The 21160-nt window shown below is 66.7% G+C and carries 19 protein-coding genes; 9 read left to right on the top strand and 10 right to left on the bottom strand.

Features of this window, described 5'->3' with window-relative positions; translation table 11 throughout:
- Positions 1-32 precede the first annotated feature (32 nt).
- Positions 33-458 (top strand): VOC family protein, encoded by a 426-nt coding sequence (locus tag ACFODV_RS10640; RefSeq protein ID WP_379758849.1) that lies wholly within the window; start codon positions 33-35, stop codon positions 456-458.
- An 81-nt stretch (positions 459-539) separates the two neighbouring features.
- The gene (locus ACFODV_RS10635) at positions 540-1604 is read left to right on the top strand and encodes an NAD(P)-dependent alcohol dehydrogenase (protein WP_379758846.1); all 1065 of its coding nucleotides are present in this window, start codon (positions 540-542) and stop codon (positions 1602-1604) included.
- A 93-nt stretch (positions 1605-1697) separates the two neighbouring features.
- Here ACFODV_RS10635 and ACFODV_RS10630 read toward each other — a convergent pair whose 3' ends face one another.
- From ACFODV_RS10630 to ACFODV_RS10595, 8 genes are all read right to left on the bottom strand, one after another.
- Positions 1698-2471, bottom strand: coding sequence for an enoyl-CoA hydratase-related protein (locus tag ACFODV_RS10630; RefSeq protein WP_379758843.1), 774 nt, complete (start codon positions 2469-2471; stop codon positions 1698-1700).
- 121 nt (positions 2472-2592) lie between these two features.
- Complete coding sequence (acuI, locus tag ACFODV_RS10625; RefSeq protein ID WP_379758840.1) at positions 2593-3573, bottom strand: acrylyl-CoA reductase (NADPH); 981 nt, start codon at positions 3571-3573, stop codon at positions 2593-2595.
- A gap of 71 nt (positions 3574-3644) precedes the next feature.
- On the bottom strand, positions 3645-4277 hold the full coding sequence (gene acuR / locus ACFODV_RS10620; RefSeq protein WP_379758836.1) for an acrylate utilization transcriptional regulator AcuR: 633 nt from the start codon (positions 4275-4277) through the stop codon (positions 3645-3647).
- A gap of 148 nt (positions 4278-4425) precedes the next feature.
- Positions 4426-5274, bottom strand: coding sequence for a 3-hydroxybutyryl-CoA dehydrogenase (locus ACFODV_RS10615; RefSeq protein WP_379758833.1), 849 nt, complete (start codon positions 5272-5274; stop codon positions 4426-4428).
- Between the two features lie 42 nt (positions 5275-5316).
- Positions 5317-6948: an acyl-CoA synthetase gene (locus ACFODV_RS10610; RefSeq protein ID WP_379758830.1), complete on the bottom strand. Its 1632-nt coding sequence runs from the start codon at positions 6946-6948 to the stop codon at positions 5317-5319.
- A gap of 80 nt (positions 6949-7028) precedes the next feature.
- The gene (locus ACFODV_RS10605; RefSeq protein ID WP_379758827.1) at positions 7029-8828 is read right to left on the bottom strand and encodes an acyl-CoA dehydrogenase; all 1800 of its coding nucleotides are present in this window, start codon (positions 8826-8828) and stop codon (positions 7029-7031) included.
- Between the two features lie 73 nt (positions 8829-8901).
- Positions 8902-10317, bottom strand: a complete 1416-nt coding sequence (locus ACFODV_RS10600) for an MFS transporter (RefSeq protein ID WP_379758824.1) — start codon at positions 10315-10317, stop codon at positions 8902-8904.
- Positions 10318-10550: 233 nt separating this feature from the next.
- Positions 10551-11186 (bottom strand): class I SAM-dependent methyltransferase, encoded by a 636-nt coding sequence (locus ACFODV_RS10595; protein WP_379758821.1) that lies wholly within the window; start codon positions 11184-11186, stop codon positions 10551-10553.
- A 44-nt stretch (positions 11187-11230) separates the two neighbouring features.
- On the opposite strand from ACFODV_RS10595, the gene ACFODV_RS10590 reads away from it, so the two are divergent.
- The 3 genes from ACFODV_RS10590 to ACFODV_RS10580 all read left to right on the top strand — a co-directional run bounded on the left by ACFODV_RS10590 (position 11231) and on the right by ACFODV_RS10580 (position 13062).
- Positions 11231-11641, top strand: a complete 411-nt coding sequence (locus ACFODV_RS10590; protein ID WP_379758818.1) for a VOC family protein — start codon at positions 11231-11233, stop codon at positions 11639-11641.
- An 84-nt stretch (positions 11642-11725) separates the two neighbouring features.
- Entirely contained in the window at positions 11726-12115 is a 390-nt protein-coding gene (locus tag ACFODV_RS10585) for a DUF4870 family protein (RefSeq protein WP_379758815.1), read from the top strand.
- A 17-nt stretch (positions 12116-12132) separates the two neighbouring features.
- On the top strand, positions 12133-13062 hold the full coding sequence (locus ACFODV_RS10580; protein ID WP_379758812.1) for a lysophospholipid acyltransferase family protein: 930 nt from the start codon (positions 12133-12135) through the stop codon (positions 13060-13062).
- Positions 13063-13095: 33 nt separating this feature from the next.
- Here ACFODV_RS10580 and ACFODV_RS10575 read toward each other — a convergent pair whose 3' ends face one another.
- Entirely contained in the window at positions 13096-14664 is a 1569-nt protein-coding gene (locus tag ACFODV_RS10575; RefSeq protein WP_379758809.1) for an alkaline phosphatase, read from the bottom strand.
- Positions 14665-14857: 193 nt separating this feature from the next.
- On the opposite strand from ACFODV_RS10575, the gene ACFODV_RS10570 reads away from it, so the two are divergent.
- The 4 genes from ACFODV_RS10570 to ACFODV_RS10555 are packed head-to-tail and all read left to right on the top strand — an operon-like array spanning position 14858 to position 19983.
- Entirely contained in the window at positions 14858-16426 is a 1569-nt protein-coding gene (locus ACFODV_RS10570; protein ID WP_379758806.1) for a glucan biosynthesis protein, read from the top strand.
- On the top strand, positions 16398-18341 hold the full coding sequence (gene mdoH / locus ACFODV_RS10565) for a glucans biosynthesis glucosyltransferase MdoH (protein WP_379758803.1): 1944 nt from the start codon (positions 16398-16400) through the stop codon (positions 18339-18341). The genes ACFODV_RS10570 and mdoH overlap by 29 nt, the downstream gene beginning before the upstream one ends.
- Positions 18341-19153, top strand: a complete 813-nt coding sequence (locus ACFODV_RS10560) for an FkbM family methyltransferase (RefSeq protein ID WP_379758800.1) — start codon at positions 18341-18343, stop codon at positions 19151-19153. Before mdoH ends, ACFODV_RS10560 begins: the two co-directional genes overlap by 1 nt.
- On the top strand, positions 19150-19983 hold the full coding sequence (locus ACFODV_RS10555; RefSeq protein ID WP_379758797.1) for a creatininase family protein: 834 nt from the start codon (positions 19150-19152) through the stop codon (positions 19981-19983). The genes ACFODV_RS10560 and ACFODV_RS10555 overlap by 4 nt, the downstream gene beginning before the upstream one ends.
- Here ACFODV_RS10555 and ACFODV_RS10550 read toward each other — a convergent pair.
- Positions 19967-21127, bottom strand: coding sequence for a GTP cyclohydrolase II (locus ACFODV_RS10550; protein ID WP_379758794.1), 1161 nt, complete (start codon positions 21125-21127; stop codon positions 19967-19969). The two genes, ACFODV_RS10555 and ACFODV_RS10550, sit on opposite strands and share 17 nt — an antisense overlap.
- Between the last annotated feature and the right edge of the window lie 33 nt (positions 21128-21160).

Here is a 21160-nt window from a genome sequence, read left to right as displayed (position 1 = left end):
ACAACAACTCACCGTGTCACAGGAGATTCCCCATGAGCCTTTCCCCCTTCCACCTGGCGATTCCCGTTCACGACCTGGCCGCGGCCCGCACCTTTTATAACAAGGTGTTCGGCCTGGCAGAGGGCCGTTCCAGCGAGCAGTGGGTGGACTTCAACTTCTTCGGCCATCAGCTGGTGATCCACGAGCACCCGAAGATGCCCTATCAGGAGCAGGCCAACACCAACGCAGTGGACGGCCACGATGTGCCGGTGCCCCACTTCGGGGTGGTGCTGGGCTGGGACGAATGGGAGACGCTGGCCGAACGCCTGAAGGCCCGCGGCACCGAGTTCGTGATCGAGCCCTACGTGCGCTTCAAGGGCCAGGTAGGCGAACAGGCCACCATGTTCCTGCTCGACCCATGCGGCAACGCCCTGGAGTTCAAGGCCTTCAAGGACATGAGCCAGCTATTCGCCAAGTGAGGGTTCTGACGACCCGCAGCGAACGGCTCACGCACAGAAACGCACGCACCGAAAAGCACGCACCGAAAAAGAGAGCTTCCCATGAGCCAGACCCGCGCCTTTGCCGCCCACGCCGCCGACCAGCCCCTGGCCGCTTTCACCTTCGAACGCCGCCAGCCGCGTCCGGACGACGTCGCCATCGAGATCCTCTACTGCGGCGTCTGCCACAGCGATCTGCACTTCGCCCGCGACGACTGGGGCATGTCCCGCTACCCCGTGGTGCCCGGCCACGAGATCGTCGGTCGCGTCACCGCCGTGGGTGACGAGGTGGGCAAGTTCCAGGTCGGCGATCTCGTGGGGGTGGGCTGCATGGTCGACTCCTGCCGCCACTGCCAGCCCTGCCGTGACGGCGTCGAGCAGTTCTGCCTCGAAGGCTTCACCATGACCTACGGTAGCGACGACCGCCACGACGGCAGCCTCACCCAGGGCGGCTACTCGGACAGCATCGTGGTCAGCGAACACTTCGTGCTGCGCATGCCCGAGGGCATCGACCTCGCCTCCGCCGCGCCCATCCTGTGCGCCGGCATCACCACCTACTCGCCTCTCAGGCACTACGGCGTGAAGGCCGGCCACAAGGTCGGGGTAATCGGCATGGGCGGGCTCGGCCATATGGGCGTCAAGCTCGCCAAGGCACTGGGTGCCGAGGTCACGGTGTTCACCCGCACCGAGGCCAAGGTCGAGGAAGCCAGGCACCACGGCGCCGACCATGTCGTCATCTCCGGCGACCCGGAACAGATGGCGGCGGTCGCCGAGACCTTCGACTTCATGCTGGACACCGTGCCGGTGCAGCACGACCTCAACCCCTACCTGGCCGCGCTAAAGTACGACGGCACCCACATCCTGGTCGGGCTGCTCGACCCCATCGAGCCCGCCATCGAAGGCTTCAACCTGGTGTTCAAGCGCCGTGTGCTGGCCGGCTCGTTGATCGGCGGCGTCCCCGAGACCCAGGAACTGCTCGACCTCTGTGCCGAACAGGGCATCACCTGCGACGTGGAGATGATCGACATCCAGGACATCAACACCGCCTTTGAGCGCATGCAAAAGGGAGACGTGCGCTATCGCTTCGTCATCGACATGCAGTCGCTGAAGAAGACAGACGCGGCCTGATCACCGGGCCTGCTCCCGCTCCATAGCGCAGAAACCAGCACGGCCGTGGCATCAGTGCCACGGCCGTGCTGTGTCAGGCGGGTCGATACGTGATCAGAAGTTCGGCTTGCGCTTCTCGACGAAGGCGCTCATGCCCTCGGTCTGCTCGTCGCCGGCGAAGCAGAAGGAGAACAGCGCGGTCTCGAGTGCCAGGGCGCTGTCAAGGTCCTGCTCCATGCCGTCGTGGATCGCCTGCTTGGTGGCGCGGACCGACTGGGGTCCGTTGCCGCCTAGCTGCTTGGTAAGCTCCTCGGCATAGGCCTCGAGCTCGGCCTGGGGCATCACGCGGTTGACCAGGCCGATGCGCAGGGCCTCGTTGGCGTCGATCTTACGGCCGGTGGTGCACAGGTCCAGCGCCATGGCCGGGCCGACCCGACGCGGCAGGCGCTGGGTGCCGCCGAAGCCGGGAATCACGCCCAGCAGCACCTCGGGCTGGCCGAAGATGGCGTTGTCGCTGGCCACGGCCCAGTCGCAGGCCAGCGCCAGCTCGCAGCCACCGCCAAGGCAGAAGCCGTTGACCAACGCCACGGTGGGCACTGGCAGGGTCTCCAAGCGCTTGAAGGTCGCCAGCGCCTGGCGAGCGAAGGCGCGCGCCTCCTCCGGGGTCTTGCCGCGCATCTCGGCGATGTCGGCGCCGGCGACAAAGGACTTCTCGCCGGCGCCGGTGATCAGCACGGCGCGCAGGTCGTTACGGGTCTCGAGCTCGGCCAGCACGCGCTCGAGCTCACTCAGCACATCGCTGTTCAGGGCATTCAGCGCCTTGGGGCGGCTGATGGTCAGGCGCACGATACCGGCGTTGTCGACCACCTCGATCGGGGTGTCGCTCATGGTGGGGCTCCTTGGCTTGTTGTAGGAAATAACCGTTGTTGAAAGGGGAACACAGCTTAACCCTAGCGAACGCTTGGTTGGGCGGCAATCCCCTCTTCGTCGGGCCAGTCTCAGGCCAGACTCACACCATGCTGACGACGACTCTTCCGCGCACGCGACCGGCAAGAAGCTCTTCTGCCTTGGCGATGGCATCCTCGAGGCCGATGGTCTGCGTGATGGCATCCAGCTGCTCTAGGTCGAGCAACTCACCCAAGCGACGCCACGCCTCGAGCCGTTCCGGCCGCGGCTTCATGACGCTGTCGATACCCGCCAGCGTCACGCCGCGCAGAATGAAGGGCGCGACACTGGAGGGCAGGTCCATGCCTTGGGCCAGACCACAAGCCGCCACGGTGCCGCCGTAGCGTGTTGCTGCCAGAACGTTGGCCAGCGTGTGGCTGCCTACCGAATCAATGGCGCCGACCCAGCGCTCCTTGGCCAGGGGGCGGCCGGGCTCCGACAGCTCACCGCGGTCGATGATTTCCTGGGCGCCCAGCTCTCGCAGGTAGGCCTCCTCCTCGGGGCGACCCGTGGCGGCGATGACGCGATACCCCAGGCGCGACAGCAGGGCAATGGCGTAGCTTCCCACGCCACCGTTGGCGCCGGTCACCAGTACATCGCCGTGCTCGGGTAGAACACCGTTGTTCTCCAGCGCCATGACGGCGAGCATCGCCGTATAGCCTGCGGTGCCGATGGCCATGGCCTGGCGAGCGGAGAAGGCAGTGGGGAGCGGGATCAGCCAGCGACTCTCCAGCCGCGCCTTTTCGGCCAGGCCGCCCCAGTGCCCTTCACCCACACCCCAGCCATTCAGCAGGACGCTGTCGCCCGGTTTGAATTCATCAGACGTCGAGGTTTCGACCGTCCCTGCCAGGTCGATCCCCGGCACCATGGGAAACTTCCTGACCACTGGGCCCTTGCCGGTAATGGCCAGGGCATCCTTGTAGTTGAGGGTGCTGCAGTCGACCTTCACGGTGACGTCACCTTCCGGAAGCTGCGCATCCTCCAAAGTCTGGATTGCGACCCGCTGAGCGTCATCCTGCTTCTCGATCAAGATTGCCTTGAACATCGCGTTTCTCCTCAATATTGAACGGTTCTTTTTTATAGACCGATCGTCTAATTAATGGCGTGCAAAAGAGTTCACCGAGGCAGCCCGTCCAGGTAGCAACGGATAAAGACTTCCATGGGATGGACGCTGCGCTCCAGCCTGGCACGCATGACGGCCCCTTCCCAACCGATCCAGAAGGCTTCGGCGAGCCGGCTACATTCGGCATCCCGAGAAAGCTCACCCGCCGCTTGCGCCTCTTCCAGGCAGCGCGTCAGGCGCTGCTGCCAATCATCCAGGGTGTCTATCAGCCACTGCCGATACCCTTCCGGCAGGCCGCCGACCTCCTGGCCCAGATTGCCCACCAGGCACCCGCGGCGGAAGTCATGACGCGCCATCCCTTCCTTGGCATCGGCAACGAAAGCGTCAATCCGATGCAGCGGTGAAAGCCGCGCATTCAACAAATGACGGTCCAGCTTGTTGGCGAAATAGGCCCCGTAGTGCTCCATGATGGCCCGACCAAAGACTTCCTTGCTGGAAAAATAGTAGTAGAAGGAACCCTTGGGGACACCGACACGCTTGAGAATGCTGTCGATACCCGATGCCGCGAACCCCTGCTCGGTCAGAACCTCGGTGCCGCTGCGAATCAGCTCGGCGCGCGTGTCCTGATCGGCACGCGACGATTTTGGAGGGCGGCCACGGCGTGGCTTGGCGGCAGGTTGATTCATGCCGCACAATATAGACCAATCGTCTATAAAAAGGCAAATACAAGCCGGGTGGCACTTCGCCACCCGGCTTGTATCACGGCATCACATTGCCACTTCAGCTCGCCACTTCAGCTCGCCATTTCAGCTCGGCGCTGTCGACGTGCTCGTGCTACTCGTAGACGTGGAAACCGCGGCCGCTCTTGCGCCCCAAATAGCCGGCGGCCACCATGCGCCGGAGCAGCGGGCAGGGACGGTATTTCGGGTCGCCGAAGCCTTCCTGCAGCACCTCCATGATGGAGAGACAGACGTCCAGGCCGATCAGGTCGGCCAGGGCCAGCGGCCCCAGGGGGTGGGCGGCGCCCAGCTTCATCGACTCGTCGATGTCCTCGGCGCTGGCCACGCCCTCCTGCAGCAGGAAGGCCGCCTCGTTGATCATCGGGACCAGCAGGCGGTTGACCGCGAACCCCGGGGAGTCGGCGATGGCCACGGCAGTCTTGCCCAGCGCCCGGGTCAACGTCTCGATGCGTGCCACGGTGGCATCAGAGGTCTGCTCGGCGCGGATCACCTCGACCAGCTTGAGCACCGGCACCGGATTGAAGAAGTGCATGCCCACGACCCGCTCGGGCTTCTCGCACACCGCGGCGAGCCGGGTCAGCGACAGCGACGAAGTGTTGGAAGCGAGGATCGCATCGTGGCTCAGCCGGCTCAGGTCGCGGAACAGCTTCTCCTTGAGCGCCGGCTGCTCCGGGGCGGCCTCGATAATCACTTCGCAGTCGCGCAGGGCATCCAGGGCGGTGGAGGTGGACAGACGCGCCATAGCGGCGTCCTTGTCGGCATCGGAGAGCTTCTCCTTGGCCACCAGCTTGCCAAGCCCCTTGTCGATGCTGCCGCGGGCCCGCTCGAGCTGCTCGTCGGCGACGTCATAGAGCTGGACATCGAAGCCGCTCTGCACCAGCACCTGGGCGATGCCCTGCCCCATGGTGCCCGCGCCTACTACGCCGATCGGTTGTTGGCTCATTGCACTCTCTCCTCGTGATGGTGGGTCTTGGTGCTATGACAATTACTGGTTGCGCGCTTCTTCGCGCAGCACGAATTTCTGGATCTTGCCGGTGGAGGTCTTGGGCAGATCGGTGAAGATCACCGTCTTCGGCGCCTTGAAACCCGCCAGGCGTTCGCGGCAGTGGGCGATGATATCGGCCTCGGTCACCTCGCCAAAGCCCACCTTGAGCTTGACGAAAGCACAGGGAGTCTCCCCCCACTTCTCGTCGGGCTTGGCCACCACCGCGGCCTCTTCCACCGCGGGGTGCGAGTAGATGGCGTCTTCCACCTCGATGGTGGAGATGTTCTCGCCCCCGGAGATGATGATGTCCTTGGAGCGATCCTTGATTTCGATGTAGCCGTCCGCGTGCCACACGGCCAAGTCGCCGGTATGGTACCAGCCGCCTTCCATGGCCTGCTCGGTAGCCGCGGGGTTCTTCAGATAGCCCTTCATCATGTTGTTGCCGCGCATCAGGATCTCGCCGATGGTCTCGCCGTCCTTGGGTGCCGGCTCCAGGGTGTTGGGGTCGGCCACGCAAAGCGCTTCCAGCATGGGGTAGCGCACGCCCTGGCGGGACTTGAGCTTGGCCCGCTCCTCCATGGGCAGCTCATCCCAGGCCTCACGCCAGGCGCAGGAGGTCACCGGGCCATAGACCTCGGTGAGGCCGTAGACGTGGGTCACGTCGATGCCCAGCGTCTCCACGCCGGCGATCACCGAGGCCGGCGGCGCGGCCCCAGCGGTGGTGACCTTCACCGGATGATCGAACTGGCGCTTCTCCTCGTCCGGCAGGTTGACCAGGCCGTTGAGCACGATGGGCGCGCCGCTGAAGTGGCTGACGCCCTCGTCGGCGATCAGGTCCATGACCTTCTTGGGCTCCACCTTGCGCAGGCAGACATTGGTGCCGGCGGTGGCGGCGATGGTCCAGGGGAAGCACCAGCCGTTGCAGTGGAACATCGGCAGGGTCCAGAGATAGACCGGGTGGTGGGGCATCGCCCACACCAGGATGTTGCTGACGGCGTTGAGATAGGCGCCGCGGTGATGGTAGACCACGCCCTTGGGCTTGCCGGTGGTGCCGGACGTGTAGTTGAGCGAGATTGCCTGCCATTCGTCCTCGGGCAGCCGATAGGGATAGGCCGGGTCGCCCTCGGCCAGCAGCGTCTCGTACTCGAGTTCGCCGATGGCGCGGCCGTCGGCCATGAACTGCTCGTCCGCCACGTCGATGATCAGCGGCTTGTTGTCGAGCTTGGCCACCGCCTCCTCGATGACATCCGCAAACTCCGGGTCGACCAGGATCGCCTTGGCCTCGCCGTGCTCGAGCATGTAGGCGATGGCGTCGGCATCCAGACGAATGTTCAGAGTGTTGAGCACGCAGCCCGCCAGTGGCACCCCGAAGTGGGCCTCGAACATCGCCGGCACGTTGGGCAACATCGCTGCCACCGCCTGGCCGGGCTGGACACCGCGCTTCTCAAGCGCCGAGGCGAGCCGCCGGCAGCGCTCCCAGGTGGTGCCCCAGTCGCGGCGGATCTCGCCGTAGACCATCGCCGGGTAATCCGGATAGACCGAGGCGGTGCGCTCGATGAAGGTCAGCGGCGAGAGCGCCACATGGTTGGCGGGGGTCTTGGGCAGGCCCTGTTCGAAGATGCTCTGGCTCATGGCTGGCTCCGTGGCGTGGCGTGGAATCGGGTTCGGAAAGATCACCGCCGGCACAGGGCCGGCGGCGAATCGATGCGGGGTCAGTGGGCGGCGGCGTCGAAGGCGGACAGGCTCTCCATGCCGGCCTCGATCACCGCACGCTGGGCGCGGCCTACCGGCAGCCACTGGCGAATAGCATAGTCGGCGCTCTGGCACTTGGCCCGATAGAACGGCTCATCGCGGCCCTCGGCGATGGCCGCGCTGGCCTTGAGCGCCGCCTCGCCCATCTGCCAGGCGCACAGAACATGCCCGGCCAGGTTGAGGAAGGGGGTGGCGTAGGCCTGGACGGCATCGGCGCCCTGCTCGGCATCGGCGCCCGCCGCCAGCACTACGGCCATGGCGGCTCGCAGGTCGGCGGCACCCCCGGCAAGGCTCTCGCCCAGCGCGGCGTGCTCAACGCTTTCCTTGAGCGCCGCGGCGGTGGCCTCGACGTCGTCGATCAGACTCTCGATGGCAGCCCCGCCGTCGCGCTGCAACTTGCGCCCGGCCAGGTCCAGGGCCTGGATGCCGTTGGTGCCCTCGTAGATCGGCGCAATGCGGGCATCGCGCAGCAGTTGGGCAGCGCCGGTTTCCTCGATGAAGCCCATGCCGCCGTGCACCTGCACGCCCAGCGAGGCGATCTCCACGGCCTGGTCGGTGGAAAAGCTCTTGACCACCGGAATGAGCACGTCGACCCGTGCCTGGGCGGCGGCGCGATCGCCGTCATCCGAGGCGTGGCGGGCTAGATCGAGTTGGGCAGCGCAGTAGAGGGCCAGCGCACGCAGCGCATCGGTGCGCGCGCGCATGGAAAGCAGCATGCGGCGCACGTCCAGGTGATCGCTAATGGTGCAGTCGCTGCGCCCGGAGCGCGGGCTGCGGCCCTGAACACGTTCAAGGGCGTAGGCGAACGCATGCTGACAGGCGCGCTCGGCCACGCCGATGCCCTGGATGCCCACCTTGTGGCGCGCCTCGTTCATCATGGTGAACATATGATTGAGGCCGCGGCCCTCTTCGCCCACCCGATAACCGATGGCGCCGTCTTTCTCGCCGAAACTCAGGGTGCAGGTAGGAGAGCCGTGGATGCCCAGTTTGTGTTCGATGGAGGCGCAGACCACATCGTTACGCTCACCCAGGGAACCATCGGCATTGACCAGAAACTTGGGGACTAGAAACAGCGAGATGCCCTTGTTGCCCTCGGGGGCATCGGGCTTGCGCGCCAGGACCAGGTGGACGATGTTCTCGGCGGCGTCGTGGTCACCCCAGGTGATATAGATCTTCTGGCCGAAGAGCCGATACTGGCCGGAACCATCCTCGCTAGGCACGGCACGGGTGCGCACCTTGGAGAGGTCTGAGCCCGCCTGGGACTCCGTGAGGTTCATGGTGCCGGTCCAGGTGCCTTCCACCAGCTTCGGCAGATAGATGGCCTGCTGTTCCTCGCTGCCGTGGTGGGCCAAGGCCTCGATGGCGCCGGCGGTGAGCATGGGACACAGGCCCAGCGCCATGTTGGCGCCATGCAGCATCTCTTGCACAGCGCTGGCCACTACCTCGGGCAGTCCCTGGCCGCCCAGCGCCTCTGAGACGCCGATGCCGTTCCAACCGCCCTCGGCGTAGGCCTGATAGGCCCCGATGAAGCCATCGGGCAGAGTGACGCTGCCATCGTCGTGGCGGGTGCAGCCCTGGCGGTCGCCGGTGTCGTTAAGGGGGCCCCATACCTCACCGGCCAACCGGGCGGCCTCCTCCAGCACGGCTTCCACCAGATCGGGGCTGGACTCCTCGAAGCCGGGCAGCGAGAGCGAGCCGAACGCCAGCAGCTCTTCCAGTACGAAGCGGATATCGCGAACGGGGGCAGCATAATAGTTCATGGGAGCACCTTAGGGGAAAATGATAGCGACGATAGTAGATTCACTACTTTTCGCCGGCCATTATCCTAAAGTCTTAGCTGCGTTCGCTAAACCGCTCGAATCCCGGCAGCTCCGCCTGAGCGGACTCCTCTTCCTGCTCCACCTCGTCGAAATAGGCGACGTGCGTTTCGTCGGCCGCCGGCGGGCCAACCATCGGCTCGGCCACCTCCACCTCGGGCACCGCCCCGGAAAGATCTTCCATATGCTCGTGATCGGTTGCCCCCTGCAGTTGCTCCTCCGTGACCGCCAGCTCGGCCCCCGCCGAGGACATGGGCGTGGAGGGCGAGAACGGTGCCACCGGCACCGGAGCAGGGCGTACGCTTCGCCGCCAGCCGAAGAAGGCCACCAGGAACAGGCCCAGGGCGCCGAAGCTCCAGAACAGACCGGCATCACCCAAAACACCCATCACCGGCGAAATCAGCGGCGGGCTGAGCGCCGAGCCGATGGCGTTGATCAGCAGCAGGCCCTGGCTCATGCGCACCAGGGCGCCAGCGGGCGCCCGGTCGGCGGCATGGCCCACGGCCACCGGATAGAGCGAGAAGACCCCACCCCCAAGAAGGAACAGCAAGGCGGCCAGGCTCCACAGATTCAGTGGCAGCCACAGCACCGCCGCGGAGATCAGCGTGCAGAAGGCGCCGATGATAATCAGCACCAGCTGGCGGTCGTGGCGATCCGACCAGCGCCCGACCGGGTACTGCAGCAACATGGCGCCAAGCACCACCATCGCCATCATCTGGCCGATCCGGTCCACCGGCAGGCCGATGCGCTGCAGATAGAGCGGCAGCAGGGAGTAGACACCTGCCACCGCGATGCCGGAGCCGAAGCTGCCCATCACCCCGGTGGGGGTCAGGGTGATCAGGCGCAGTGGCGAGAGTGGCTCGGCTTTTTCGATCAGCGGCGATACCCGCGGGATCATCGCCATGGGCAGCACGGAGAGCGAGGCCAGCATGCCGATCACCATAAAGGAGGCCGCTCCGCCCATGGCCTCGGTGACACCCAAAAGCAGCTGTCCGAGCACGCCGGCGGCGTAGAGCGAAATCATGTAGAGCGCCAGCAGGCGTCCGCGGACCTTCTGGTCGCCGGCAGAAAGCAGCCAGCTCTCGATGACCAGATAAACCCCCACCGTGGCCCAACCGCCGACCAAGCGCAGCGCGAACCAAGCCGATGGGTGATCCACCAGCCCCTGCAGCAGCACGGTGACCGCCACCAGCGATGCGAAACTGCCATAGGCACGGATATGGCCGATCCGCAGCAGCAGCCGATCGTTGAGCATGGCCCCTAGCGCCAGGCCGATGAAGTAGGCCGAGGAGACCCAGCCGATGACCACCGCCGACTCGCCGGCAGCGTCCAGGCGCAGGGTGATCACCGTGGCCAGAAAGCCATTGCCAATGCCGAGAATAAAGAGCCCGAGAAGCGGCGCCAGGGCCATGGTCAGCAGTTGCGGCGACATGGGATGCCTCACATCGAGAGGGAAAACAGAAAGGGTGGCAGAAAGAGGGAACTCTCGCCTGCCCGGCGAACCGGCAACAGTGCCTCGGCTGGCCAGAGAGAAACCGAAGCGCGCGAATCATACGCCCGATTGACGGCGAGTCAATCGCTTTCCCGCGGACACCTCACGAGCCGAGAATGGACTCCCCTATGGCCAGGCATCTCCTCCATATCGTCGGCACCCGAAACAACGGGTCAGTTTTTCTGAAACAGCACCACATCCGCGGCGGGAAACTCAACGGTCATTCCCCACTCGTCGGCCAGCCAGCAGAAGGTGGCCTCGCTAAAGAAGGCCACGTGGGTAGGGTCGAGGATATAGTGCCAGCGTGTGAACGCCTCTCGGTCGGTGACCCGCTTGGTCATCACCCCAAGCCAGCCAGCGGCACGCAGCAGGCCCGTCAGCCGCGCCAGCTCCCGGCCGGGCGCGAACAGATGTTCGACCACCTCGGTGGCGGTGATGAAGTCGTATTCGCCCACCAGCACAGTGTCATCCGGTGCATAGAAGGGATCGTAGATCGCCATGGGGTGCCCCGCCTCCTCGAACATCACAGACAGCGTCGGCCCCGGGCCGGCACCGAAGTCGAGCCCTCGGGCGCCGGGTGCCAGCTTCTCGCCCAACGGCTCGGCGAGCCGCGCCAGGAAGCGGCGATAGCCCTCATCGTCGGGCGAGTTCTCATGCAGATCGTAGACCGCCCGCTCCTCTTCCGGACCCAGCCGGAAGACCGGCGGCACGAACACCAGGGAACAGCAGTGACACTGATGGTACTCACGACGCCTATCGCGGTGATAGAAGTGCGTGTCGCCAGATGCGCATAGCGGGCAAGTCGGCATCGTCGTATCCTCTGTGCCAGAACATTTTTTCCAAGGAGTTGTGAATGCTGTCAGGTCTAGACCATCTGGTCATCACCGTGACCGACATTTCCCGGGCCGTGGACTTCTACTCACGGGTATTGGGGCTGGAAGTGCGCTACCGCGACCGCGAGCGCGTCGACCTGATCCTGGGCGACCTCGCCCTGCGCCTGCACTGGACCGACACCGATATCGAACCTCGTGCCGCCACGCCAACCCCCGGCAGCATCGACATCTGCCTGCGCAGCCTGCTGCCGCTGGAGGAAGTGGCCCGTCACCTGGCAGCGCTGGAGGTGGAGGTCGAACTCGGCCCGGTCCCACGCCAGGGCGCCACCGGCATGCTGGAGTCGCTCTACCTGCGCGACCCGGACGGCAACCTGATCGAGATCAGCCGTCCCCAGCGCCAGGAGAGCCCCACGGAAGACGCCGGCGACTGAGCCGTCCGCCCGGCCGCCGGTGGCAATGTTCCCGGCGGCCGGTATCATGGGTGCCTGACATCTGCCCATCTTCAGGGACGACCCATGAACGACGATTTCCGAAATGACGAGGTCAAGAACGACAACGTCATCATCGAACCCAACAAGACGCCCGATACCACCATGCCCATGGTGGTCTACGCCCTTTACCTGCTCAGCTTCGTGGTGGGTTTCTCCTCGGTGATCGGCGTAGTGATCGCCTACGTCTATCGCGGCAAGGGGCCGGCGTGGCTCGACGAGCACTACCGCTACCAGATTCGCACCTTCTGGATAGGCCTGCTCTACGCCACTATCGCCTCCCTGCTGGTACTGGTGGCCATCGGCGTCCCGCTGCTGATCGCCCTGGCGGTATGGCTGATTGTGCGCTGCGTAAAGGGCTTCCGGAGCCTGCAGGAGAAACGTGCACCAAACAACGTGGATACCTGGTTGTTCTAGGCAAGGACCCATGCGATATGGCCGAGACCCGCTCCCATTCCCATCCCCATCGAGCCCGCGCCATCGCCGCGCTGTGGAAGGCGCTGGCCGGTCGACGGCTGTCCAGCCTGTGGGGGCTATCGCGGATCATTGGCCCGCTGGTCCACCGTTTCAGCCGCCGCGAGCGCCAGGTCACCGAGATCAACCTGCGCGAGGCCTACCCCGAGCAAGATGAGGCCGGGCGCCGCCGGTTGGCGCGGGCGAGCCTGACTCACTCTGCCGCCACCATGCTGGAGCTGGGCTTCGCCTGGATGGGTGACCCGGCGCGGGTCGAGGCGTCAATCCTCGCCGTGCACGGCCGCGAGCTGCTTGACGTAGCTCGCGCCGAGGGCCGCGGAGTCATCGTGCTGGCCCCGCACTTCGGCAACTGGGAGGTGCTCAATTTCTGGCTTTCCGGCCACTTCCCCTTCACCGCCATGTACGAGCCGCCGAAGATCGCCGAGCTCGACGCCGTGACCCGCCAAGGGCGCGAGCGCATGGGTGCAAGCCTGGTTCCCACCAATCCCCGTGGCGTCGCCGCCCTGCTCAAGGCGCTCAAGCGCTGCGAGGCGATTGGCATTCTGCCCGACCAAGAGCCCGACTGGGGCAGCGGGGTCTTTGCGCCCTTCTACGGCCGCCCAGCCTACACCGCCACCCTGCTGCCAAAGCTGGTGGCACGCACCGAGGCCCGGGTGGTCACCGGCGTCGCGCGGCGCGTCTCCGGCCGCGGCTTCGAGCTCCACTTCCTCGCCGCCGACGAGCGCGTCTATGCCACCGACGAGCGCGAGTCCGCCACCGGCGTCAACGCCTGTGTGGAGGCCGCCATCGCACTGGACCCGGCCCAGTACCAGTGGGAGTACAAGCGCTACCGCAAGGTGGTAGAAGAGCAGCAGGGACATCCCCGGCATCCGGAGTTTCGGCTCTACTAGACACGCGACGTCAGACACGCGACGTCACCCGACCTATCGACCAAAGTCCTCATGCAGCCAGCCCCGCAGGGCATCCAGCCCAGCGGACGCCTCGCCCGTTCCGGGCAGCATCCCGGGTACGAAGCCCCGAGCCAGGAAGGGGTCGAGCAGCCTGGCGTCACCGCTGATCACATGCACCGGCACGCCGAAGCCGGCGTCGTCGCCGACAATCAGCGGCGCAGGGGGGTGGTCGCCCAACAGGATCAGCAGGGTGTCGTCATCCACGAACGCTTCGGCCCAGCGGGCGCTGGCGTGTAATGCGTAATCGATGGACAGAGCATAGTGGTCGCGCACGCGCTCCATGTCCTGCCAGAGCACGTCGGGCGGGTCGCCGGCCTCCTCCCAACGATAAAAGATGCTGCCATCCCCTACGTCGTCCCAGTTGTCGAGCACAGGAATGATCGGGGTCCAGGGCGCATGGCTCGAGATCAGGGCGATCTGGGCGAATAGGGGTTCTACCGCCGGTCCACGGATACGCTGTTCGAAGTGGTGCAAGGTGAACTGGTCGGGCATGGTCACCCAGTTGAGGGGCGGCCCGGCGTAGTCGATATCGGCGGCGGCGTGGATCTCGTCGAAACCGTAGGCCACTCCCTCAGGCCAGGCCATGGTAATGGCGGGCATCACGGTCAGGGTGCGGTGGCCGGTGGCGCGGAAGTCGTCCACCAGGGTGGGGCGCCCGCTTTCCAACATCAGCCGGTACCACAGCGAATTGTCGATCTCGAGCCCCCCCAGGGAGCTGGCATGGGCGAGCCAGGACTGCCCGCCCCGGATCGGCGCGTCCAGCATCCCCGTGGCCACCGATAGCCCGGCAGCCTCCAGGCGCTGGGCCATCTCCTCGAGTCGCGGCACCACCACCTCGCTGAAGCGCGGATCGCGCAGGGCCGAGGCCCCGTAGGACTCAACGAACACCAGCAGCACGTCCCGACCGGTGAGCCCCGGCAGCGCGGTGGCTTGGGTGGGTGCGGCCGCCATGCGAGAGGAGAAATCACGGTGGGCACGATGAGTATCGACCAGCTGCTGGCCCTGGAAGCGCAGGGTGTCCATGGCCGGCGCCCGCGCGACGGGCAGCCAGCGGTGATGGTGCCACTGGGCCGCCATCAGGGCAGTGCTGGCCACCACCAGCAAGACCGCGACCAGCGCCACCGCGACGCCAGGCGACTGCTGCTGGCCGATACGCAGTCCGCAGTTCAGCGCCCAGCCGCCAAAGCCGATCACCAAAAGGGCGGTGAGCGAGGCGGCCCAGGCCGCCCAGATCCCGAGGTTGCCCTCCAGCAGGTGGAACACCGAACGCAGCAGCGGCACATCCAGATAGAGATTCAACGAGCGCCCAAAGGCCAGGTGGGTCGCCACATCACCGAAGCCAACAAGCACCGCCACCAGCACGATGAGGGTCAGCAACGGACGCAGCCAGCCCAGCCGGCCGGCCGGCAGCAGCAACACCAGGGCCCCGATCAGCACTGCCTCCAGGGCGACCCAGCGGGTGGATATCTCCCCGAAGCGAAGCCACAGGGGCAACAGCAGCAGCAGGTTGAGCAGGACGGCAACGCCCAGAAGTCGCAGCATCGCGTGAGAATCCTTTAGAGTCAGGTCATCGGAGTGGCGTGTTGGGCTACTTTCACAGGTCAGTCTGCGGAAAAACAGTGTACATATGGCATAGTATGTACAAGCATTGTCTCACAAAGGCCGGCACCTGCCACGCGTGCAGGATGCGCCGTCCGCAACGACACTGAGCCAGCAATCTCGGGAGAGAGACGCGATGCCTCTGAAACGACACCTCTGCCTGGCCGCCTGTTTGCCGATGGCACTGCTGCTGGTGCTGGCCAGTCCGGCCGCCGCCGAGACAGCCCCCCGGCAGGTCGAAGACCTCTTCAACACGGTCGCCGAGCAGGCCGAGGCGTTGTCGCAACACCCCTATGACGCCGGCACCGGTGCACTGCCCGAGGCCCTGCGCGACCTCGACTATGACACCTATCGGCAGATCCGCTTTCGTCCCGAGGCTGCCCTGTGGGGCGACGAGGGGCTCTTCTCGGTGCAGCTCTTCCACACCGGCTTCCTGTTCCAGTCGCCGGTCCATCTGCACACGGTTGAAGATGGCGAGGTAACGTCCCTGGCATTCGACCCAGTCCGCTTTCGCTACGATGACGCGGCCGCCGACTTGCCTCTGCAAGATCTGTCGGGGGCCGGCCACGCCGGCTTCCGTCTGCACTTCCCCCTCAACCGCGCCGAGTATCACGACGAGTTTGCGGTCTTCCTGGGCGCCTCCTACTTTCGCCTGGTGGGTCGCGACCAGGGATATGGCCTCTCAGCGCGCGGCCTGGCCATCGACACCGCCCTGCCCCGCGGCGAGGAGTTCCCGGCTTTCCGCGAGTTCTGGCTGGTCAAGCCGGCCCTGGATGCCAACCGCATGACGGTGCTCGCCCTGCTCGACAGCCCTTCTCTTGCCGGCGCCTATCGCTTCGACATCGTCCCGGGTCGCGACATCCAGATGGAGGTGACGGCCCGGCTGTTCGCCCGCCGCGACGTGGAACGGCTCGGCGTGGCGCCTTTGACCAGCATGTTCGCCCACGGCGATACCACGGCCCGCGCCGTGGATGACCATCGCCCAGCGGTGCATGACTCCGACGGCCTGCTGGTGCATACCGGCCGCGGCGAATGGATCTGGCGGCCGCTCACCAATCCCCGCTCGCTGCGCGTCTCATCACTGCTCGATAGCGATCCCCGCGGTTTCGGTCTGGCCCAGCGAGAACGCAACTTCGATCGCTACCTGGATCTTGAGGCTCGCTACGAGCGCCGCCCCAGCCAGTGGGTGCAACCCCTGAGCCCCTGGGGAGCAGGCCGTGTGCAGCTGGTGGAGATTCCCGCACCGGACGAGACCCACGACAATATCGTCGCCTACTGGGTCAGTGACGCCCCGCTACGCGCCGGCGAAAACCGTGAGCTGCACTACCTTACCCACACCTTCGGCACCGAGCTGACTCAGCCCATGCCGGCCAGGGTCATCCGCACTCGTCAGGGCTGGGGGGGCGTGCCCGGAGATCTCAATCCGCCGCCGCGCAGCAGGCGCCACTTCATGGTCGACTTCGCCGGTGGGGAGCTTCAGGGGCTGGCAGCAGATCAGCCTGTCGAGGCCAAGCTCTCGACCAACCGCGGCGAGATCCACCACCTGCAGGCGCGCGCCCTGCCGGACGGCCGCGGCTGGCGCGCCTCCTTCCGACTCGACCCCGACGGGCGACAGCCCAGCGATCTACGGCTTCAGCTAAGTCTGCGCGGCGAGCCCATCAGCGAGACCTGGAACCATGTCTGGCATCCCGACGAGCAGCGCTAGGCTAGCCGCCCGCCGCGGCAACCGCGCCAGCGACCGGCTTCCCTGGTTGGCTGCGCGCCGGGCGCTGCTGGCCGGCCTGGTATGTCTCACCACGCTGATCGGCGCGGGGCTGATGTGGCGCATCCTTCAGCCGGGCAGCGTCACGCCGCTACAATGGGGCATTCTTGCGCTCTTCACCGCCATCTTTGCCTGGGTGGCCGTGGGCTTCTGGACCGCCGTTGCCGGCTTCCTGCTGCTGCTCACCGACCGTGACCCGCTGACCCTGGCACGCCGCCCGCGGGTAGCCGCCGAGAGAACCCTACCGATTACCCGGGGTACCGTGCTGGCCATGCCGATCCACAACGAGTCGCCCGAGGGGGTGGTCGCCGCACTCTCGGCCACCGCCGAGTCGCTGATCGCCACCGGCGAGGCCCACCACTTCGCGCTTTTTGTGCTCAGCGATACCACCGACCCAGCCATCGCCAAGGCCGAGGCCACCGCCATCGCCGGGCTGCAATGGCACCTCGAGGGCCGCCTGACCGTGCACTATCGACGCCGCGACAACAACGCCGGACGCAAGGCCGGCAACCTGGCGGAGTTCTGTCGCCGCTGGGGGGCGGCCTTCGATTTCATGGTGGTGCTCGACGCCGACAGCCGCATGGACGGCAAGACGCTGCTGGGTCTGGTACGTGCCCTGCAGGCTCGCCCCGGCGTGGGGCTGATCCAGACGGTGCCGCTGCCGGTGCGCCAGGTCACCCTGTTTGGCCGCCTGTCGCAGTTCGCGGCCAGCCTCTACTCCCCCATGCTGGCCGCCGGCCAGAGCGCTTGGCAGGCCGACGCGGCCAACTATTGGGGACACAACGCCATCCTGCGCGTACGCGCCTTCATGGACCATGCCGGCCTGCCCCACCTGCCCGGCCGCCCCCCCCTGGGCGGCGAGATCCTCAGCCATGACTTCGTGGAGGCCGCCCTGCTGCGCCGGGCCGGCTGGGAGGTCCAGCTAGAGACGCGTCTGACGGGTAGCTTCGAGGAGATGCCCGGCAACCTGCTCGACTTTGCGAGACGCGACCGACGCTGGACCCAGGGGAACCTGCAGCATCTCCGCCTGCTGTCGGCACCGGGCCTGCATGGCCTGAGCCGGCTGCACTTCCTGCTCGGCGCCACCGCCTTCATCTCGTCGCTACTGTGGCTCGGCATCGTGCTCGCCGGCAGCCTGGACGCCATGCTGATCGCCCGCAGCGAACCAACCTACTTCGGCAGCGCCGAACAGCTCTTCCCCTTCTGGCCCCAGGCGCAGCCGGAGCTGATCGCCGCCCTGCTGGCCATGACCGCCACCCTGCTGCTTCTGCCCAAGCTGCTGGGCCTGCTGCTGGCCCTGGGGCGGCGCGCCGGCGGCTACGGTGGCCGAGCTCGCCTCGTCGCCAGCGTCGTGCTGGAGGGCCTCGCCGCCATACTGCTCGCCCCGATCATGATGGCCTTCCACAGCGCCTTCGTGATCGGCGTGCTGACCGGCACCAGCGTCGATTGGGGCGCCCAGGATCGTGAAGGTCGCGCCGTGACCTGGCGGCAGGCGCTACGCCACACCGCGCTCTTCGCCATTCTCGGTGGAGTATGGATCGCCCTGGTGCAGTGGCAGGTGCCGATGCTGGTCTGGTGGCTATCGCCGGTCTGGGTGGGCCTGGCGCTGGCACCGATGCTGGTGGTGGCAAGCGGCAGCCGGCGCCCGGCGGCGCTGCTGGCCCGGCTCGGCCTGCTGCGCACCCCGGAGCCCCAGGCCTATGCCGCTCTGCTGGGCGAGAGGCAGGCAAAGATGCTGGAAGAGCGGTCGGATGACATCGCCAGCGACACAGCCGATGCTGAGACGCCGGCCCCCCGGCCACCACCCCCCGAATGCCCGGGTGAAATGCCCAGCCAGCCCCTACACAAGGAATCTTGATGACCGCCAATCTTTCGCTGGCCCGCCTGCGCCAGGGCTACGGCATCGCCCGCTCGCTGGTGATCTACTGGCGACCGGGCCGGCAGCGGTCGCTGCGCCGCCTTTATTCTGGCTTCGTCGGGCCCGGCGACCTGGCCTTCGACGTGGGCGCCCACCTGGGGGATCGTACGGCGGCCTTCCAGGCGCTGGGGGCCCGGGTGGTGGCCCTGGAACCTCAGCCAGGGCTTTATCGCTGCCTGGTGCAGCTGGTGGGTGCTCGCCCCGGGATCACCCTGCTGCCCTGGGCCGCCGGTGCCACCCCCGGCCAGGCAGAGCTGGCCGTCAGCGAAGCCAACCCCACCGTCTCTACCCTGGCCCACGAGTGGCGAGCCACCATCGGGGGGCGCAATCCAGGCTTCAAGGACGTGCGCTGGGAGAGCCGCCGGCACGTGAAGGTGACCACCCTGGACGCGTTGATCGCCGAACACGGCACGCCGCGCTTCTGCAAGATCGACGTGGAGGGGTTCGAGGCGGAGGTGCTGGCGGGGCTCTCTACGCCTCTGGAAGGCGTCTCGGTGGAATTCATGGCCGGCGCCCTGGAGGTCTCCCGGCAGTGCGTGACTCGCCTGGCCGAGCTGGGGGACTATCGCTTCAATGCCATCGAGGGGGAGCGGCGGGCATTTCGCTGGCCCGCCTGGCAGACAGCGGACGCCACCCTCGAGTGGCTCGAACGTGGCGCCGACGGACTCGCCTCCGGCGACCTTTATGCGCGCCTGGCCGCCCCGAATACGATGCCGACCCTCGAGCCATCGACCCCGGAGCCCACCTCATGACCGATTCCCACACCGAGACTCCGCCGGCCTTTCCTCGCTGGCAGGACCTGACTAGCCGGGAGCTTGCCGCCCTGCCCAAGGAGAGTGTAGCGGTGATGGTGCTGGGCGCCATCGAGCAGCACGGCGCCCACCTGCCGCTTTCCACTGACCTGGATATCGGCGAGGGGCTGCTGACCGCCGCCCTCGAGGCTCTGCCGGCGGGCTTCCCGCTGGTGCAGTTGCCCCCCATGGCGGTGGGCGCCAGCGATGAGCACCTGAGTTTTCCCGGCACCCTGAGCCTCTCGCCGGAACTGGCCATCGCCACCCTGGAGGCCCATGGCGACGCCGTGGCCCGGGCCGGCTTCCGGCGTCTGGTGTGGCTCAACAGCCACGGCGGCAACAAGGCGGTGATGGACCTGGCCGCCCTGCGGCTGCGCCGCCGGCACGGCCTGCTGGTGGTCAAGGCCCACTACACCCGCATGCCTTTGCCGGAAGGACTGCCGGAGGCGACACTGCCGGCCGAGGAGCTGCGCCACGGCCTGCATGGCGGGGCACTGGAGACCGCCTTGATGCGCCATCTGGCGCCGGAGAAAGTTCGCCTGGACCACCTGGCCAGCCCGATCTCGCGGGGGCAGGCCATGGCGGACGAAGGTCAGCTACTGGGCCCAGAGGGTGAGGCAGCCTTCGCCTGGCTGGCCGAGGACCTGCATCCCAAAGGCGTGGTGGGCAACGCCGGTCTGGGCACTGCCGAACTGGGCAAACGCCTGGTAACTCACTATGCCCGACGCATCGCCCGAGTGCTGATCGAGACCCGCGCAATGCGCCTCGAACGCATCAGCGGCGGGCCCTGAAGACCTCGTCGAGCAGATGGCCGGCACGCTCGGCCTTGGCACTCAAGTAACGATGGTTGTGATCGTTGAGGGTGCCGTATAGCGCCTGGCGCTCGACCACCTCGATACCGCCCTCGGCCAGTGCCGCCATCTTGAGGGGATTGTTGGTCATCAGCTGAACGCGGCGGATGCCCAGTGCGTCCAGCATGTCCACCGCCACTCCGTAACGCCGTTCGTCCTCGCCGAAGCCGAGGATCTGATCGGCATCCAGGGTGTCGAGGCCGCTGTCTTGAAGGGTGTAGGCGCGCAGTTTGTTGGCCAGACCAATCCCGCGCCCCTCCTGGGCCAGATAGAGCAGCACGCCGCCGCCCACGGCGTCAATTTCGGCCACGGCGGTGCGCAATTGCTCGCCGCAATCGCAGCGCAGGCTGCCGAACAGATCGCCGGTGAGGCAGGCGGAGTGCAATCGCAGCGGCACGGGCACCCCCGGCGCGTCCAGTGCCGGATCGCCGATCACCACCGCCACGTGCTCGCGCAGCCCGTCGGGTTCGCGGAACAGGATGAATCGGCACTCGAAGGCATCGGCCAGAGGGATTCGGGCATCGCTGACCCGTCGTAGCATCCCGCCGGCGCCGTCCAGGCAGCGCGCCGCCTGCTCGGCCTCTACCGCCAGCAGGGTGCCGTCCGTCACCGCCGCCGCCACCGAAGCCCGCCGGGACTCCGCAACCCTTGCCACCAGCGCCGAGGGAATCAGCAGCGCCCGACGCATCAGCGCCAAGGCCGCCAGGTCGGCCGACTCCGCCGGCTCCAGGGCCAAACGGCATTCGGACAGCGCCGCTTCCCCGAGAGTCGCCGCCGGCGCGGCCCCGAAGGCCAGGGCGGCCAGGCGCCCTGAGGCCAGTCCGTCGGGCAGCGGCAGACGGGCCGCCTCTTTGGCGCTTCCCTGGCCGGCGTCTCCCTGGCCGGCGTCTCCCTGGCCGAGAATTGCCAGGCGATGGCGCGTCAGCACCAGCGCCGGCGATGTGCCGGCCAGTTCGCCCAGCCGCGAGGCGGCCGCTTCTGCAGCTCCCTCGATGGCCTGAACCAACACCCTGGACTCACCGGCGATAATCAGCACCGGTAGCCCCCGTCGTAGATCAAAGATGGCCCGTTCAACCTGATGCATCGCTCTCTCCTGGTGGTATCGATGCGCTTTGCG

The sequence above is a fragment of the Halomonas tibetensis genome, assembly GCF_042643535.1.
In the GTDB taxonomy this organism is placed as follows: Bacteria; Pseudomonadota; Gammaproteobacteria; order Pseudomonadales; family Halomonadaceae; genus Halomonas; species Halomonas tibetensis.
Note: the sequence above shows the minus strand (reverse complement) of the source record. Positions and strands in the feature narration are given on the sequence as shown.

Bases quoted from the DNA above. Each gene is read 5' to 3' on its own strand.
- ACFODV_RS10640 (WP_379758849.1), top strand. From the start codon at position 33: ATGAGCCTTTCCCCCTTCCACCTGGCGATTCCCGTTCACGACCTGGCC.
- ACFODV_RS10635 (WP_379758846.1), top strand. From the start codon at position 540: ATGAGCCAGACCCGCGCCTTTGCCGCCCACGCCGCCGACCAGCCCCTG.
- ACFODV_RS10630 (WP_379758843.1), bottom strand. From the start codon at position 2,471: ATGAGCGACACCCCGATCGAGGTGGTCGACAACGCCGGTATCGTGCGC.
- acuI (WP_379758840.1), bottom strand. From the start codon at position 3,573: ATGTTCAAGGCAATCTTGATCGAGAAGCAGGATGACGCTCAGCGGGTC.
- acuR (WP_379758836.1), bottom strand. From the start codon at position 4,277: ATGAATCAACCTGCCGCCAAGCCACGCCGTGGCCGCCCTCCAAAATCG.
- ACFODV_RS10615 (WP_379758833.1), bottom strand. From the start codon at position 5,274: ATGAGCCAACAACCGATCGGCGTAGTAGGCGCGGGCACCATGGGGCAG.
- ACFODV_RS10610 (WP_379758830.1), bottom strand. From the start codon at position 6,948: ATGAGCCAGAGCATCTTCGAACAGGGCCTGCCCAAGACCCCCGCCAAC.
- ACFODV_RS10605 (WP_379758827.1), bottom strand. From the start codon at position 8,828: ATGAACTATTATGCTGCCCCCGTTCGCGATATCCGCTTCGTACTGGAA.
- ACFODV_RS10600 (WP_379758824.1), bottom strand. From the start codon at position 10,317: ATGTCGCCGCAACTGCTGACCATGGCCCTGGCGCCGCTTCTCGGGCTC.
- ACFODV_RS10595 (WP_379758821.1), bottom strand. From the start codon at position 11,186: ATGCCGACTTGCCCGCTATGCGCATCTGGCGACACGCACTTCTATCAC.
- ACFODV_RS10590 (WP_379758818.1), top strand. From the start codon at position 11,231: ATGCTGTCAGGTCTAGACCATCTGGTCATCACCGTGACCGACATTTCC.
- ACFODV_RS10585 (WP_379758815.1), top strand. From the start codon at position 11,726: ATGAACGACGATTTCCGAAATGACGAGGTCAAGAACGACAACGTCATC.
- ACFODV_RS10580 (WP_379758812.1), top strand. From the start codon at position 12,133: ATGGCCGAGACCCGCTCCCATTCCCATCCCCATCGAGCCCGCGCCATC.
- ACFODV_RS10575 (WP_379758809.1), bottom strand. From the start codon at position 14,664: ATGCTGCGACTTCTGGGCGTTGCCGTCCTGCTCAACCTGCTGCTGCTG.
- ACFODV_RS10570 (WP_379758806.1), top strand. From the start codon at position 14,858: ATGCCTCTGAAACGACACCTCTGCCTGGCCGCCTGTTTGCCGATGGCA.
- mdoH (WP_379758803.1), top strand. From the start codon at position 16,398: ATGTCTGGCATCCCGACGAGCAGCGCTAGGCTAGCCGCCCGCCGCGGC.
- ACFODV_RS10560 (WP_379758800.1), top strand. From the start codon at position 18,341: ATGACCGCCAATCTTTCGCTGGCCCGCCTGCGCCAGGGCTACGGCATC.
- ACFODV_RS10555 (WP_379758797.1), top strand. From the start codon at position 19,150: ATGACCGATTCCCACACCGAGACTCCGCCGGCCTTTCCTCGCTGGCAG.
- ACFODV_RS10550 (WP_379758794.1), bottom strand. From the start codon at position 21,127: ATGCATCAGGTTGAACGGGCCATCTTTGATCTACGACGGGGGCTACCG.